Raw genomic sequence first — 15,771 nt, 5'->3', positions numbered from 1 at the left:
GTCAGTACGCCGGTGCGCGGTGCCAGGCCCAGGCGTCGGCGACGATGCGGCGGATGTCCGGGTACTGCGGCATCCAGCCCAGGACCTCGCGCGCCTTGCGGCTGCTGGCGACGAGGATCGCAGGATCACCGGCACGGCGTGGCCCCACCGGAATGTCGAGGGTATGGCCGATGACATCCTCGACGGCCTTGACCACCTGGCGCACGCTGTAGCCCTCGCCATTGCCCAGATTGAAGGCATGGAAACCACCTTGGCGAGTGATGTACTCCAGCGCGCGCAGGTGTGCGTCGACCAGATCGGTGACATGAATGTAATCACGTATGCAGGTGCCGTCCGGGGTCGGGTAATCGGTACCGAAAATCTGGACCTCCAGGGCCTCGCCGGCCGCGCAACGCAGCAGGCGTGGAATCAGATGGGTCTCGGGCTGGTGCGACTCGCCGATGCCGGCAGCGGGCTCGGCGCCAGCGGCGTTGAAATAGCGCAAGGCAGCGACGCACAAACCGTAGGCGCGCGCAGCGTCCTCGAGCATCAGCTCGACGGCGAGCTTGGACCTGCCGTAGGGATTGATCGGGTCACGGGGATGGTTTTCATCGATCACATCGGACCGCGGCTGCCCGTACACGGCAGCCGTCGATGAAAACACGAACCGCTGCACACCGGATGCCCGCATCGCCTGCAGCAGACGCAAGGTCGCAGATACGTTGTTCTCGTAATACGCATACGGCGCGGCCATCGATTCGCCAACCAGGGAGCTCGCGGCAAAGTGCATCACCGTATCGATCCGGTGGCTGCGCAAGGTTTCCAGGACGACCGCAGTATCGGCCACCGAAGCCTCGACCAGCGTCCCCCATTTCACCGCCGCGCGATGACCGGTGGCGAGATTGTCGAGCACGACGACCGTATGCCCGGCCTCATGCAGGCATTTGCACATATGCGCGCCGATGTAGCCGGCACCACCCGCCACCAGAATCCTCATCATCCCTCCGCAGATTTATTCGTCGGATTTGGTCGCTTGTGAGCAAAATTCCGGTAGCTCCAGCTTGGGCAGGCCATTCTCCGGCATCCGCGAGTCGAGCCGGTGCAGCGCCCGGCACAGTTCAGTCACCCGCTCGTCGAGCTGCTGGATATGCGCGAGCATCGCCGATACGGCATTGGCAACCGGGTCCGGCATGTCGCGCGTCAGGCCGTAGGCGTCGAATCCGAGCTTTTGTGCCATCGCCTTCATCGACTCGGTAGGAACGTTTTCGCGCGTGATGCGCGCCGGGATACCCACCGCCGTCGCTCCCGGCGGCACTTCCTTGACGACGACCGCATTCGAGCCGATGCGGGCACCATCGCCGACCGTAAACGGGCCGAGCACCTTGGCCCCGGCGCCGACGACGACGTTGTTGCCGAGCGTCGGGTGACGCTTGCCTTTGTTCCAGCTGGTACCGCCGAGGGTCACACCCTGGTAGAGGGTCACGTCATCGCCGATCTCGGCCGTTTCGCCGATGACCACACCCATGCCGTGATCGATGAACAGCCGGCGGCCGATCCGCGCACCAGGGTGGATCTCGATGCCGGTCAGCCAGCGCGCCAGATTCGAGTTCAGCCGCGCCAGCCACTTGAACCCATGCGTCCACAGCCAGTGGCTGACCCGGTGCGCCCACACCGCATGCAGACCCGGATAACACGTGAGCACTTCCCAGGTCGTGCGCGCCGCAGGATCGCGCTCGAATACGCTGGCAATGTCTTCACGGATGCGGGCAAACATGAAGTGAATCTCGTCAGTGGAACCGCAAGGTTTATATTAGACCATTTAAGTCCAGATTGCCGGCGCACACGGTTTTGTCATGGAGGCGGGGCACGTCGGGTCTTCGGCTTCTCGACCGAGGTGAGGATGCCGCGCAGGATGTTGAGCTCGTTGCGATCGGGCGATGCGCGGTTGAAGAAAGTGCGCAGGCGGCGCATCAGCATGCGCGGATTGCCCGGATCCAGAAAGCCAGTGGACAGCAAAACCCGCTCCAGATGCGCGTAGAAATGCTCCATCTCCTCGGCGGACGGCGGCGCATACCACGGATGTCTCTTCTTGGCTGCGACGGCGGGACTCTCCGGGTGCGCTGCGCGGCGCAGCTCGTAGGCCATCACCTGTACCGCCTGCGCCAGGTTCAGCGAGCTGTAATGCGGATTGGCCGGGATCAAGGCCGTGGCATGGCACTGATCGATCTCCTCGTTGGTGAGACCGGTCCGTTCGCAGCCAAAAACAAACGCGACGGGTGCCTCGGGGGCGAGTGCCATGGCCCGTTCGGCCGCCTGCCAAGGTCGCAGCGGCTCATCCCCCAGATGACGCGGACGCGCGGATAAACCCACGATCCAGCCGCAATCGGCGACGGCATCCTGCAGGCGTTCGACGACGCGGGCGCGCTCGAGCACGGACAAGGCGTGCGCGGCAGTGGCCCGGGCCTGCGGGTGCGGATAACGGTCCGGCTTGACCAGGGCCAGATCGGTCAAACCCATCGTCAGCATCGCGCGCGCACTCGCTCCGATATTACCGGGATGCTGGGTGGACACCAGCACGATGCGCATGCGCGACAGCGGGTCGAACGGAGTTTCGGCGGTCATGGCGTGGGATGGGCGAAACCGGCGGCATGGATGACCGCGGTGTGCGGAGCGTACATACGGTATTCTAACGGCCTGCCGCCCCCTGCTCCTTATTCCAACGAGTCTTCTGGCCCGCCATGCATCCGCTGGTCAACATCGCCGTCATGGCCGCGCGTGCGGCCGGCACCTTCATCATGCGCCACTTCGAGCGGGCGGATCAGCTCGCGATCGAACGCAAGGGCCGCAACGATTTCGTCACCCTGGTCGACCGCGGCGCCGAAGCCGAAATCATCCGCACGATCCGCAAGGCCTACCCGGATCACGGAATCCTCGCCGAAGAATCCGGAGCGCAACAGGGCGCACAAGGCCATGGCGAAGTCACCTGGATCATCGATCCGCTCGATGGCACGACCAACTTCTTGCACCGGATCCCGCATTTCGCCGTATCGATCGGGGTAAGGGTGAAAAACCGGCTTGAGCACGGGGTGATCTATGCGCCGTGCACGCAGGATCTCTATTGCGCGAGCCGCGGCCAGGGCGCGGTGCTCAACAGCCGCAGAATCCGCGTCAGTCCATGCCGGGAACTGACCCAGGCCCTGATCGGCACTGGCGTGCCGCTGCGCGAGGAACATCTGGACCGCTATCTGCCGATGCTGCACAACATCGCCGCGCATACCGCCGGCGTGCGCCGGGCCGGTGCCGCATCGCTCGATCTCGCCTACGTCGCCTCCGGCCGGCTGGAAGGTTTCTGGGAACTCAACCTCAAAGCCTGGGACATCGCCGCAGGGATCGTGCTCGTGCAGGAGGCCGGCGGCGTCGTCCGCGCGCTCGATGGCGGGGATGATCCCCTTGCGAGCGGCAACGTGCTGGCCAGCAACGTACATCTCGTTGGCGCGCTCTCCGATCTGCTCGCGACACGCCGCGCCGCGGCTTGAAACCGCAACTCGCGCATCCCAAACCCACCAGCCCCATGTCATTGCCCTGCTTCAAGGCCTACGACATCCGCGGACGGGTCCCGGACGAACTGAATACGGACCTTGCCTACCGGCTCGGCATCGCCTATGCCGAGCACTTCCACCCGCGCACCGTCGCTCTCGGGCGCGACGTGCGGCCTTCCGGCGAAGGCCTGCTGCAGGCCCTCGCCCATGGGCTCATCGCCCGCGGCGTGCGCGTGCTCGACCTCGGTCTGTGCGGCACCGAGGAAGTGTATTGGGCCGCCCAGCAACCGGGGATCGATGGCGCCATCGCCATCACCGCAAGCCACAATCCAAGCGACTACAACGGCATGAAGCTGGTCCGTGCCAGTGCCGTGCCAGTCTCCGGCGACAGTGGCCTGCGCGATCTCGAACGCCGTGTCGCCGCGCTCGATGCACGCGCGCCCACGACAACACCGCGCATGGAAGCCGTCTCGTTCCGCGATGCCTACGTGCGCCATCTGCTCGGCTATCTCGATCGCACCCGGCTCAAACCGCTGCGCATCGTCGTCAATGCCGGTAATGGAGCGGCCGGTCCGCTGATCGACGCCCTCGAACCAGCGCTGCCGTTCGAGCTGATCAAGCTGCATCACGAGCCTGACGGCCGCTTTCCCCACGGCATTCCCAATCCGCTCCTGCCAGAAAACCGCAGCGTGACCGCCGAGGCGGTGCGCGCGCACCGCGCGGATCTGGGTGTGGCCTGGGATGGTGATTTCGACCGCTGCTTTCTGTTCGATGAAACCGGGTCTTTCATTGAGGGGTATTACATCGTCGGACTGCTCGCCTGCGCCCTCCTCGCGCGCGAGGAGGGCGGCAAGATCATTCACGACCCACGGCTCACGTGGAACACGATCGAGCTGGTGCGTGCCGCCGGCGGCACGCCGATCCAGTCGAAAACCGGACATGCCTTCATCAAGGAACGCATGCGCGCGGAGAACGCGATCTACGGCGGCGAAATGAGTGCCCATCACTATTTCCGCGACTTCGGCTATTGCGACAACGGCAGCATTCCCTGGCTGCTCGTCGCCGAGCTCATCAGCACGAGCGAGCGAGCGCTATCGGCCCTGGTCGGCGAACGCCAGCGCCGCTATCCCGTAAGCGGCGAGATCAACCGCAGAGTGCACGACATCGGCGATGTCATTGCCGCGATCGAACGGCGATACGCCCCCGCCGCCGCATCCATCGATCACACCGATGGCGTGAGCATCGAGTTCGCAGACTGGCGTTTCAACCTGCGCGGCTCGAACACCGAACCAGTGCTGCGCCTGAACGTCGAAGCCCGCGATGACACCGAGCTGATGCGACGCAGAACCGAAGAATTGCTCGCGGCGATCGACGCGATCTCGCGCACCTGAACTATCCGCCGCGCGGGACACACACCGCCGCATGGCGCGTGCATGCCCGCGCGGCCATCCTCAAAATACGTTTCCTCGGCACGAACCTCGGATCCCGAGGGGTGAGGCATGACCCATTCGACGCACAACATCCTCCCCGTATTGCTCGCCGGCGGCTCTGGTACCCGGCTGTGGCCGCTGTCGCGCGAGCACTATCCCAAGCAGTTCCTCACGTTGCTGGGCGAACGCTCGCTCCTGCAAGACACGGCGCTGCGTGCACAGGCCATTCCCGGCGCACTGCCGCCGCTGGTGATCTGCAACGAGCAGCATCGTTTCATCGTCGCCGAGCAACTGCGGCAGGCCGGTATCGGCAATGCCCGCATCCTGCTCGAACCCACGGCCCGCAACACCGCCCCGGCTGCAGCCGTGGCAACCCACTTTGCGGCACGCGAATACGGACCGGACACGCAGGTCTTCCTGATGGCTGCGGATCATGCGATCGCAGAGCAGGCGGCCTTCCAGCGTGCGGTTGCCGCCGCACGGGCCGCCGCGCACGGCCGCATTGTCACCTTCGGCATCACCCCTACCCGCCCGGAAACCGGTTATGGCTATCTCCAGACCGGACGGCCGCTCGGCGATAAACTTTTCGAGGTCGTCCGGTTCGTCGAGAAGCCCGATGCCAGCACGGCACAGCGCTATCTCGACACAGGGGGCTATTACTGGAACGGGGGAATGTTCCTGTTCGACGCAGCCACGTTCCTCGCCGAGCTGCAGCGGCTGGAACCGGAGATGCATCGGCTCAGCGGTGAGGCGCTCGCCCAGGCCCAGTGCGATCTCGACTTCGTGCGCCTGGCCACAACACCGTTTGCGGCCTGCCGCAGCGAGTCCATCGATTATGCAGTGATGGAAAAAACCGACCGCATCGCGCTGGTGGTGCTCGATGCCGGATGGGACGACGTCGGCAGCTGGCGCTTTCTTGTCGATCTGCCCGCCGACGATGCCGATGGCAACGTGCTGCAGGGCGATGTAATGGTCGAACGTGCGCACAACAATAGGGTGCACGCCAGCAGCCGGTTGGTGGCGCTGGTCGGGGTCAGCGATCACATCGTCGTCGAGACAGCGGACGCCGTACTGGTCACCACCCAGCACGAGGCCCAGAACGTCAAGGCCATCGTCCAACGACTCAAGCAAGCAGGACGCAAGGAGGCCGACGACCCTCCGCGCTGCTATCGCCCCTGGGGCTGGTATGAAACGATCTCGTCGGGCGAGCGCTTCCAGGTCAAGCGCATCTGCGTCAACCCCGGACACAAACTGTCGCTGCAAATGCACCACCACCGCGCCGAGCACTGGGTCGTCGTGCGCGGAACCGCGCGTGTCACCTGCGAGGACACCGTGACCCTGCTCACCGAGAACCAGTCCACCTACATCCCGCTCGGACACCGTCACCGGCTCGAAAATCCGGGTACGATCCCGCTGGAAGTCATCGAAGTGCAGTCGGGCGCGTATCTGGGCGAGGACGATATCGTGCGCTTCGACGACCTCTACAAGCGCAAATAGGATGCCCCGGGAATCGTGATACCCGTCGATTCACGCGCACCCGACTCGCCGCGGTTTTTAGTCGCACACTTCCGTAAACGAACGAGAATCCATGTCCAAGACCCTGCTCATCACCGGTGGCGCTGGTTTCATCGGCTCGGCACTGATCCGTTATCTGCTGCGCGAGAGCGATTACCGCATCGTCAACGTGGACAAGCTGACCTACGCCGCCAGCCTCGAGTCCCTGGAAGATGCACCGCAAAATCCGCGCTATGCCTTCGAACGCGTGGACATCTGCGATGCCAGCGCGCTCGAACGGGTGTTCCGCGAACACCGGCCGGACGGAGTGATCCATCTCGCCGCCGAGTCGCACGTCGATCGCTCGATCGATGGCCCTGCCGATTTCATGCAGACCAATATCATCGGGACGTTCCATCTGCTCGAGGCATCGCTCGCGTACTGGCAGCAGCTCGGCGCCGACGCCCGCGCCGCCTTCCGCTTTCACCACGTCTCCACGGACGAGGTCTATGGCTCGCTCGGAGACACCGGCTATTTCACCGAAACGACACCGTATGCACCCAACTCGCCGTATTCGGCGAGCAAGGCCAGCTCGGATCTGCTGGTCCGCGCCTGGCACCACACCTACGGCCTGCCAGTGGTGACGAGCAACTGTTCCAACAACTACGGGCCTTATCAATTCCCGGAAAAACTCATCCCCCTGATGATCCTCAATGCGCTCGAGGGCAAACCACTACCGGTGTACGGCACCGGCACCAACGTGCGCGACTGGTTGTTCGTGGATGACCATGCCCGCGCTCTGCGCGACGTCTTCGAGCGCGGCCGCATCGGCGAGCAGTACAACATTGGCGGGCATAACGAGAAACGCAACATCGACCTCGTCAGAGAGCTCTGCACGCTGCTCGACGAAATGCTCCCGCAGTCACCGCACCGGCCGCATGATCGGCTCATCACTTTTGTCGAGGATCGTCGCGGCCACGACCGCCGCTACGCGATCGATGCCTCGAAGATCCAGCGCGAACTCGGCTGGAAACCACGCGAGACATTCCAAACCGGTTTGCGAAAAACCGTGCAGTGGTATCTGAACAACCGTGACTGGTGCCGCGCGATCCAGGCGCGTGGCTATCGCGGCGAGCGGCTGGGTCTGGCCCGGCGGGTGTCCTGATTCGACATGTCGCCGTGCGGCCCCGGATCTTCGTCGATGGGCGGCATACCGATGACTGCTGCGGATGCACGGACAGCCGGTCGCAATGACATCGATGCGACCACGGTGACGGTCGTCATCGTCAACTATAACTCCGGACCATGGCTCGGACGCGCGCTGCGCGGCCTGGCACGGCAATCAGTGCAGGGATTTGCGACGCTGGTCATCGACAATGCCTCGACTGATGCCTCCGCAGACATCTGCGCCGCGTTTGATCGTGTCGAACTGATTCGCTCCGATACCAATCTGGGATTCGCATCTGCCAACAACCGGGCGGTAGAACGCGCATCCACCGAGTGGATCGTGCTGCTCAATCCAGACGCAATACCGCTACGCCGCTGGCTCGAACGGCTACTCGCCGAGGCGCAGCGTCGGCCCGACTATGCCATTTTCGGCTGCACCCAGCTATGTGCACACGACCGGCACCGCTTCGATGGTACGGGCGACGAGGTGTCCGCGCTCGGCGTGGCTTGGCGTAAACGCTATCTGGAACGACGCGAACGCATTCCAAGCGGCCCCGTGTTCAGCGTATGCGGTGCGGCGCTGATGATCCGTCGCCGCGATTTCCTCGCGCTCGGCGGTTTCGATGAACGCTTCTTTTGTTACGCGGAGGATGTCGATCTGTGCTTTCGCGCCAATTTGCGTGGCCTGCGCTGCTGGCACGTGGCCGATGCCTGCGTCCTGCATGCCAGCAGCACGTCCACCTCGCACGGCGTTCATCCTTTTGCGATTTACCACGGCTACCGCAACCTGCTCTGGACCTACATCAAGAACATGCCGTCGGCGCTGCTGCCGTTACCGTTGCTCGGTCACGCATCGTTGACGCTGCTCAAGGCCTTGCTGGCTGGTGATTCCGCTGCGCGCATCGCTTACTTGCGCGCGCTATATGACGCATGGCGTGGATCGGGCCCATTCTGGCGCAGCCGGGCAGCGGAACGGGCACACCATACCCTGCCTGTCTCCAAGCTGGTCAGACAATTGCACTGGAATCCGCTCGACATCCCCGGCCGCCGTCCCTGGCGCACCGCCCGCCGGCAGCCCCCCGGCGCCGCGTGAACAACCGATCCGCCCCCTCGGTTCTTCTCATTTTCCATACTTGGCCTTGACGGCCGCCGGCAAGAAATCACCCTCGCGCATCGGCACATCGTAGCGTGGTGGATCGTCCTCGGCGGAGAGCCGGCTCGCGAAGTAGCGCCCATCCTTGAGGTCGTACACCAGCATCGGCGCGGTATTGGCCGCCTGGATATCGTAAAACGGCAGCAGGTGGCCTTCCTGGAACCGCCACAACTGTCCGGCGTGATCCTCGTTCTCGACCAGCACGATATTCCAGCTGTCCTCGTCGACGTAGAACGTGCGTTTGCCGAAGCTGTGCCGCTTGCCACCGCGCTCGGTCGCCTCGATCACCCAGACGCGGTGTAGCTCGTAGCGGGTCGCCGACTGCTCGAAATGGTAGGGCTTGAGCAGCTCGGCGTATGTGCGGCTACCATCGCTGATGCGGAAGCCGTTGTAGGGGATATAAAGCTCGCGTTTGCCGATCAGCTTCCAGACGTAACGATCGAAAGCGCCGTTGTACATATCGAGCATGTCGATGAACATCAGGCCTTCCGCGCCCGGGAACGGCTGGTCGTACCCCACCGGTGGAATACGAAACATGCGCCGGATTTTGGGCGGAAGCACCCAGATGTCGCGCGCATCCTCGAGCGAATTCGCCGTCTCGTGAACCAGCGCAAGAAAATCGACCTCGTTGCGCGTCGCGCCGAACCAGGTCAGGTAGTAAAGCAGGATGTTCTGCTGGGACAGATCGACCGGATCGGCGATGTTGCCGTAACGGAAATACACACGCTCGGTCTGCTTGAGATACTGCGGCGAGCCCCGGGGCGGGACGACAGCCTGCGTGGTCTGCACTTCCACCGAGTTGCCGCGGAAACGCGTGCGGTGGTTCCACATGATCTCGACACCGGACTGCGGTTTGGGGAAAGGCACGCCGAGTCTCGCGCCAGACAAGGCATCCGAGCCGAGCAGCTTGGCGCGGCCGATGTTGGCCTGGCTCGCCTCGTAGATCGCCTGCGGATAACTGACGCTGCGCCGCGTCGCATAGACGGGCATCGAGTAGCTCGGATAGCGCGCAAACAAGGCCTGATGTCCGGGACTCAGACGGTCGCGGTAGCGAGCGACGTTGGCCGCGGTGATGGTGAACAAGGGTCGGTCCTGTGGAAACGGGTCCTGCAGGCGCTGTCCTTTGGTGAATCCCGCAGGCCAGTCGTTGCGCGCAAGCCCTCCGGTCCAGGGCGGAATCGTGCCGTCGGCATTGCCGGCGGCTTCGGCGCCGATCGGTGTCAACCCGCCGGCAAGGGCGCGGGGAGCATCCGCGGAGCGTTTCAAAGCCTCGACCGCAATCGGCGCACCGCCGAGCCGGCCACCGAGGCGGATGGATTCCTCATCACGGCGGCGCCGCTCGGATGCAGCGGCCAAAGCCTGCTCGCGTGCCTTGCCGGATTCGAGATACTTGATCCATTCCTGTGCGAGCTTGCGCGAACCAGCATGCGCCTGGGCATCCCGGAATGCCTGCAAGGCGCCCTCGATGTCGGCCTGCTGGTAACGCGCCATGCCCAGCGCCATCAGCGTCGCACCATCCGTGGCACCGCGCTGGATCGCCGCTTCGAGCGCACGCGCGGCCTCTGGATATTCTTCGCGATCCATGTGCAGTTGCGCGCGCTGCTGATACAGCTGTGCCGACGGCGCCAGGCGTAGCGCCTCGTCGAGCGCGCGCAACGCCAGGGAGGATTCACGCGCGGCGATCCATAGCGAGGCAAGCAGTTTCCAGTTGTCCGCGTCGGCGGGTAGCTCCCGCCGTTCCATCATCGTCTGCAGGGTCGAGGCCGCTTCGAATGGGGCCCCAAGCTGGGCGGTGAGCGTGACCAGACGCAGCCGCTCTTCACGGCTTTGCAGGAAACCCAGACGCCCGGCGATCTCGAGCACCGCCGCGGCACGCGCCTTGTCACCGGATTTGATGTAAATCGCGACCAGACGCATCCAATCGTCACGCTGACTCGGATCTTCCTTCAGAAGCTGCTCGAGCTGCGGCAAGGCCTCACGGTCGCGTCCGGTGGCGAGCAGTGCGGCCGCCAACGCACGCCGCCACGAAGGATCGATCACACGCTTGGCTGCAGCCGCTTGCTGCATTGCCTGCTGCAACAACGGCAAGGCATCCTTGTAACGTTTCTGCTGCAGATAGGCCGATCCCAGCGCCATCAGAATCTCTGGCGGCGGGTTGCCGGCTTTGACCTGCGCCTCGAGCTGCGGGATCACTTTCTGGTAATCACCACTCGCCAGATAGAGCTGCGACAACTGCTCGCGCATCTGCTGTACGGCCAGGCCCGACAACGCTTTGGTCGCCAGCGCCTGCTCCAGATACTGAGTTGCCTTGGCCACGTTGCCGCTCTGCGCGGCCTGCGCGGCGAGATCGCGCAGCAGCAAAGCCTTGGCATACGGATCGGTCGTCGTGCGCAGCAGCTCTTCGGTGCTCTTTTGCTCGACGGGCGCCGGCACCTGATCGAGCTCGCGGGTCTCGCTGCGGTATTGCTCGGCGCGTATGGCCGCCACTGGCGCGAGCGCCAGCAACACAGTCCACAGGCAAAAACCCCGGAATCCTCTCATTGCCAGTTGTATGCGCAGTCGGCCGGATCCATCTCGACGCGCTGTTTGACTTCGCGAGCCTTGGGGTACGATGGATAAATCCAGTGCGCGACGCTTTCGATCGCCGCTGCCTCGAAGACCCCGCGCGGATCGGCGTCAACCAGCCGGACGTTGGTGACCTTGCCGTCCGGCAAGACTGTGAAGACGACTTCGACCCAGCCACGAATGCCCTGTTTGCAGGCCCATTCCGGCATCTGCGGGCGTGCCGTCGACAACGGAATCAAGGTGCGCCCCTTGAAGCCCTGACCGGTGCCGTATCCCCCCCCTCCCGCGCCGCCTCCGGCGCCGCTTCCGCGCCCACCGACGAATCCCCCGAACGCACCACTGCTGCCAAGCTTGGGGCCGCCACCGGACAGCTGTGTGGGCACTGCGATCGGGCCGACATCGAGCGGCACGGCATTGATTGCAGGAATCTCCAGTGCAGGCAGATCGGGACGTGCGAGAGACGGCGGAGCTGCCGGCGGCGGTGGCGGCGCGGCATCCGGACTCGCGAAATCCGGCTGCTGCTCGGCCTCTGGTGTCGGCCGCACGATCTCGATCTCCGGTAAAACACGCTGCAACTCTTCCGGCTCCTGCGGCGGCCGGATCAGCCACTGCATCAGCAGAAACAGAGCGAACGCGACCAGCAAGGCCGCAAGTGGCGTTGTGATCCAGCGCATCACGGGTCTGCCACCACCTGAATTTCATCCAAGCCGATGCCGCTGCGCTGCAGCGTTTCGAGCACTGGAATCAGCACCATACTCGGTGCACGGGCATCGACGCTGATCCGCACCTGGCGGCGTGGATCATGCTGGCGCGCGTGTGACACATGGGATGCGAGCGCATCGAGCGTCAGCGGCTCACCTGAAACCATGATGCGCCCCTCACCGACGACGATGTCGATCGGCGCCGGAGCGCGCGTGCGCACATGCATCCAACCAAGCACGCCCAGCAAAACGGCGAGATAGACCGCCAATCGGAGCTGGATCGCCGGTCTCATGCTGGGTTCATGGCTGCTGGGCAGCAACGGCGACATCGCGAACGCCGGCGAGGCGCGCCTGATCCATCGCCTGGACCAACAGGCCAGCACGGGCATCGCGGTCAGCCTGGATGATGACCGCAGCTTCCGGATTCTCCGACTTGAGTTTCTGGATCAGACCGCGCAGCTCGCGAATGTCCACGCGCCGCTTGTCGATCCAGATCTCACCCTGCGGCGAAATCGCAACCAGGATATTGGTCTGCTCCTGCTTGACCGCGGTCTTCGCTGCCGGCCGGTTGATCTTGATGCCGGATTCGCGCACGAATGTCGTCGTGACGATGAAAAAAATCAGCATGATGAAGATGACGTCGAGCATCGGCGTCAAATCGATGCCGGTATCCTCCGGCGGTGCGGCGTGACGGTGGACTTTCATACGCGAGTCATCTCCACGATCTTGGCCCCTCATCCGGAATAAGCAAGCTCGTCACCCAACCGCTCGGTTTCGATCTTGACCCGCTTGCGGAAACGGTTGATCGACAAAAGACCCGATAGACCGACGACCATACCGGCCATGGTCGGAATCGTCGCACGCGACACACCGGCTGCCATTGCCCGCGCGTCGGAGGTGCCCTTGAGCGCCATGACGTCGAATACTTCGATCATACCGGTCACGGTGCCGAGCAAGCCCAGCAATGGGCAGAGTGAGATCATCATCTGGATCAACGGCAGGGTCGCCGACATCGACGCCACCTGCGCCGAGATCAGCGCCGAACGAATACGCCGCGCACTCCACGAGCTGCGCTCCGGCCGCGCCATCCAGAGCGCGCGCACCGCGGCCTTACGCCGCGGCCAGATGCGCCAGAAAAACCAGTAACGTTCCAGAATCAGCGTCCACAGCACGGTCGCTGCCGCGAAAATCCACCACAGCATGAATCCGCCAGCGGCCATGAACTGGCCAATCGGCAAGACACCACCGTCGAGCAACAGCTCAAGCACGTGCGGCCTCCAGCCGCTGCGCCAGCAGACCGGCGGACTGCTCGTCGAGGATTTGCACCAGCGCGCGGGCGCGTGTAGCCAGCAGCGAGTTGAGGAACAACAACGGAATCGCGACGACCAACCCCTGCACCGTCGTCACCAGGGCTTGTGAAATACCGTCGGCCATCAACTTCGGATCGCCGGTGCCGAACATCGTGATCGTCTGAAACGTCACGATCATGCCGGTGACGGTGCCCAACAGACCCAGCAGGGGCGCAGCAGCAACGAACAGGCGCAGAATCGACTGCGCACGCTCCAGCGGCGGCATCTCGCGCAATACCGCCTCGGACAGACGCAGTTCCAACAATTCAGGATCGTCGTCGCGGTGTGTGGGATCATCGCTGAACACGCGCAGCACCCGACCGAGAGGGTTATCGTCACGCGGAGCATGCAGCGCACGTAGCTGCGCATGCATGCGTCGCCGCACCAGTTCCAGATAAATCATCTGCCCGAATGCCATCGACAGGCCCACAACGCCGATCGCGATAATGACGTAGCCAACCAGACCGCCCTGGCGGATGCGCTCGCTAAGGCTTGGTTTTTCGCCTTCGAGCAACAGCAAGCTGCCGCGCGAAGGATCGACCAATATCGGCGCCACCGGCTCATCGCTGGCGGCGAAATCCTTGGCCAGACGCTGCAGGCCGCCACTCGGCTGGCGCGCCAGCGCCGTAAGCAGGGTGCCGTCATTGCTGACCGCGAGGTATTGGCCGTCGGCCATCGCCGTAAACGTGCCCACGCGCACGACCTCGGTCTTGCGGCGCGCACCCTGCTCATCGACGATCTCGGCGGCAAAGCGTGCGACCTTGCCGCTCTCGGTCATCTGCTGCAGCAGCGTAAACCACAGCTCTTCGAGCTCGCCGACGCCTGGTAGATCCGGACTGCGCGCGAGTTTGTCCAGAAAAGCCATGCGCTCAGGGAACTGCGCAGTGACCAGCGAATCGGCCGCCAGCGCGCGAAACTCGCCCGCGAGCTGGCGTACGGCGGCGTTCACCTGGATGTAATCGCCGGCGCGTTCCTGCAACTGCTGCTTGAGTGCGGCGATGTCGCGCTGTGCAGCGTCAAAGCGCGCACGCGCGGCATCAGCACGGGACTTGGCTGCCGCGAGCTCAGCCTCGGCCTGCGCAAGTAGTTGCGCTTGTTCGTTTTTATTGCGCAAAAAGCGCTGCTCCCGTTCCTGGTTGATGCGACCGGACTGCACTTGCGCCTCACGCACCTGCTTGAGCAGCTCGTCGAGACCTTTGGGTTGCTGGGCCTGTGCCGCAGTGACGAGCCCCATGCCGATCAGACCAATCACGAGAAACCGACGTTTCATGGCGTTTCTCCAGATGCGGCCGTCGCCGTCGGCATCGGCAGCACGAGCAGGCTGGGCGCCGCGGTTTCGCGCGCGATACGCAAACCATTGCGTATCGCCGGGATGTAACGCGATGGCAACGGCTGCCAGGCCGCGCGGCTGGCATCCCAGCGCAACGCATTATCGCCATCGAGCGCCAGCGCGAACAATGCCGTGCGGCCGACATGCAGTTGATCCATCAGCTGCCCGTCGATCTCGACACGCTCGGCTCCCAGCGTGTTGCCGTATTCGACTTCGATGCGATAAGCCTCGAGAATGCGGCGGAACTTTTCTGCAGTACCGACCTCGGGATCGGCCATCATGCGCCGCAGATCGGCGATGCGACCTCGGCGTTCCTCGCGCAGAAACGGCAAATCCAGCTCGATGAACGATTCGAGACCCTCGATCATGCGCAGCATCAGCGGCAACAGTTCGCGCTCGACCCGCTCCATCTCCGCGAGCTGGCGCTGCAGCGATTCCCGCTCGCTGGCCTGGGTCTTGGCCAGCTCCTCGATCTGCGCCGCATAGACCTTGAGCTGCTGGGATTGCCACAACGCTGCACGGTAACGTTCCAGCATCTGCCGCGTCTGGTCGTCCAGCCGGTCGATGCGCTGTTGCGACTGCACCGACGCGCGCTGGGTCTGCTCAACGGTACCGATCACCCGGTCGAACGTATCGGTCTGGGCCAGCACCGGGCCCGCGACACCGACCAGAACCACTGCAACGCGCACAAACGCGCGTTCAAACAGCCCTGCGCTGCGTGTTTTCATAGCTGTCGTGTCCCGGCTGATTGGTAACACGTCTGTTGAACAGTTCGGGGTGTGATCGCTGCCATTGTTTCATGGCCTGGATGGGGCTGACATGCCCCAAGGCTTTCTGTGGCAGTTGGTGATTGTACAGCCAGACATACCGCAGGATGGTGGCCTCAAGTTCTTCGCCGGAATGGAAGTGATGGGTGCGCAGGATGTCGGCGATGCGCCCGTTGAAGCGTTCAACCATGCCGTTGGTCTGCGGGTGTTTTGGGCGGGTCAGGCGATGCTCAATGCCTAGCTCCTCGCAGAGCTGATCGAACTGATGCCTGCCGGTCGGCGTACGCTCTCCCCGTG

Annotated in this window: 16 protein-coding genes; 5 read left to right on the top strand and 11 right to left on the bottom strand. The window is 63.9% G+C overall.

What is annotated here, in order from left to right; all coding sequences use genetic code 11:
- Position 1: 1 nt before the first annotated feature.
- The 3 genes from galE to BMZ48_RS08700 form a co-directional block, all read right to left on the bottom strand.
- The gene (galE, locus tag BMZ48_RS08710) at positions 2–976 is read right to left on the bottom strand and encodes a UDP-glucose 4-epimerase GalE (protein ID WP_091534218.1); all 975 of its coding nucleotides are present in this window, start codon (positions 974–976) and stop codon (positions 2–4) included.
- A gap of 15 nt (positions 977–991) precedes the next feature.
- Positions 992–1,753, bottom strand: coding sequence for a serine O-acetyltransferase (gene cysE, locus BMZ48_RS08705; RefSeq protein WP_091533967.1), 762 nt, complete (start codon positions 1,751–1,753; stop codon positions 992–994).
- Between the two features lie 77 nt (positions 1,754–1,830).
- Positions 1,831–2,601, bottom strand: coding sequence for an RNA methyltransferase (locus BMZ48_RS08700; protein ID WP_091533964.1), 771 nt, complete (start codon positions 2,599–2,601; stop codon positions 1,831–1,833).
- Between the two features lie 116 nt (positions 2,602–2,717).
- Between BMZ48_RS08700 and BMZ48_RS08695 the strand changes: the two genes are divergently transcribed.
- The 5 genes from BMZ48_RS08695 to BMZ48_RS08675 all read left to right on the top strand — a co-directional run bounded on the left by BMZ48_RS08695 (position 2,718) and on the right by BMZ48_RS08675 (position 8,702).
- Positions 2,718–3,515, top strand: coding sequence for an inositol monophosphatase family protein (locus BMZ48_RS08695; RefSeq protein WP_091533961.1), 798 nt, complete (start codon positions 2,718–2,720; stop codon positions 3,513–3,515).
- Between the two features lie 35 nt (positions 3,516–3,550).
- Positions 3,551–4,909, top strand: a complete 1,359-nt coding sequence (locus tag BMZ48_RS08690; protein ID WP_091533959.1) for a phosphohexomutase domain-containing protein — start codon at positions 3,551–3,553, stop codon at positions 4,907–4,909.
- A 108-nt stretch (positions 4,910–5,017) separates the two neighbouring features.
- Positions 5,018–6,445, top strand: a complete 1,428-nt coding sequence (locus BMZ48_RS08685; RefSeq protein WP_091533956.1) for a mannose-1-phosphate guanylyltransferase/mannose-6-phosphate isomerase — start codon at positions 5,018–5,020, stop codon at positions 6,443–6,445.
- Positions 6,446–6,536: 91 nt separating this feature from the next.
- A complete protein-coding gene (rfbB, locus tag BMZ48_RS08680) occupies positions 6,537–7,607 on the top strand; it encodes a dTDP-glucose 4,6-dehydratase (RefSeq protein WP_091533955.1) in 1,071 nt (356 codons plus the stop codon).
- A gap of 51 nt (positions 7,608–7,658) precedes the next feature.
- Positions 7,659–8,702: a glycosyltransferase family 2 protein gene (locus BMZ48_RS08675; RefSeq protein ID WP_159431140.1), complete on the top strand. Its 1,044-nt coding sequence runs from the start codon at positions 7,659–7,661 to the stop codon at positions 8,700–8,702.
- A gap of 27 nt (positions 8,703–8,729) precedes the next feature.
- Here the strand turns inward: BMZ48_RS08675 and BMZ48_RS08670 are convergent, their stop codons facing one another.
- The 8 genes from BMZ48_RS08670 to BMZ48_RS08635 all read right to left on the bottom strand — a co-directional run.
- A complete protein-coding gene (locus BMZ48_RS08670; protein WP_091533950.1) occupies positions 8,730–11,303 on the bottom strand; it encodes a DUF1329 domain-containing protein in 2,574 nt (857 codons plus the stop codon).
- Complete coding sequence (locus BMZ48_RS08665) at positions 11,300–12,001, bottom strand: energy transducer TonB (RefSeq protein ID WP_091533947.1); 702 nt, start codon at positions 11,999–12,001, stop codon at positions 11,300–11,302. The genes BMZ48_RS08670 and BMZ48_RS08665 overlap by 4 nt, the downstream gene beginning before the upstream one ends.
- Positions 12,001–12,321: an ExbD/TolR family protein gene (locus BMZ48_RS08660; protein WP_159431139.1), complete on the bottom strand. Its 321-nt coding sequence runs from the start codon at positions 12,319–12,321 to the stop codon at positions 12,001–12,003. The genes BMZ48_RS08665 and BMZ48_RS08660 overlap by 1 nt, the downstream gene beginning before the upstream one ends.
- Positions 12,322–12,328: 7 nt before the next feature.
- Complete coding sequence (locus BMZ48_RS08655) at positions 12,329–12,733, bottom strand: ExbD/TolR family protein (RefSeq protein WP_091533942.1); 405 nt, start codon at positions 12,731–12,733, stop codon at positions 12,329–12,331.
- Positions 12,734–12,762: 29 nt separating this feature from the next.
- On the bottom strand, positions 12,763–13,296 hold the full coding sequence (locus BMZ48_RS08650) for a MotA/TolQ/ExbB proton channel family protein (protein WP_234981581.1): 534 nt from the start codon (positions 13,294–13,296) through the stop codon (positions 12,763–12,765).
- Positions 13,289–14,647, bottom strand: a complete 1,359-nt coding sequence (locus BMZ48_RS08645) for a MotA/TolQ/ExbB proton channel family protein (RefSeq protein WP_091533940.1) — start codon at positions 14,645–14,647, stop codon at positions 13,289–13,291. The genes BMZ48_RS08650 and BMZ48_RS08645 overlap by 8 nt, the downstream gene beginning before the upstream one ends.
- Positions 14,644–15,435 carry a DUF3450 domain-containing protein gene (locus BMZ48_RS08640; RefSeq protein WP_091533937.1) on the bottom strand — a complete coding sequence of 264 codons (792 nt, stop codon included), beginning with the start codon at positions 15,433–15,435 and terminating at the stop codon, positions 14,644–14,646. The genes BMZ48_RS08645 and BMZ48_RS08640 overlap by 4 nt, the downstream gene beginning before the upstream one ends.
- Positions 15,407–15,771, bottom strand: a 365-nt coding sequence (locus tag BMZ48_RS08635) for an integrase core domain-containing protein (RefSeq protein WP_143383667.1), incomplete at its 5' end; no start/stop codon positions are given. The genes BMZ48_RS08640 and BMZ48_RS08635, both read right to left, overlap by 29 nt.

Source organism: Fontimonas thermophila (assembly GCF_900113085.1).
GTDB classification, from domain to species: Bacteria; Pseudomonadota; Gammaproteobacteria; order Nevskiales; family Nevskiaceae; genus Solimonas; species Solimonas thermophila.
The sequence above is the reverse complement of the archived record's forward strand: the minus strand, read 5'-3'. Positions and strand labels throughout refer to the sequence as shown.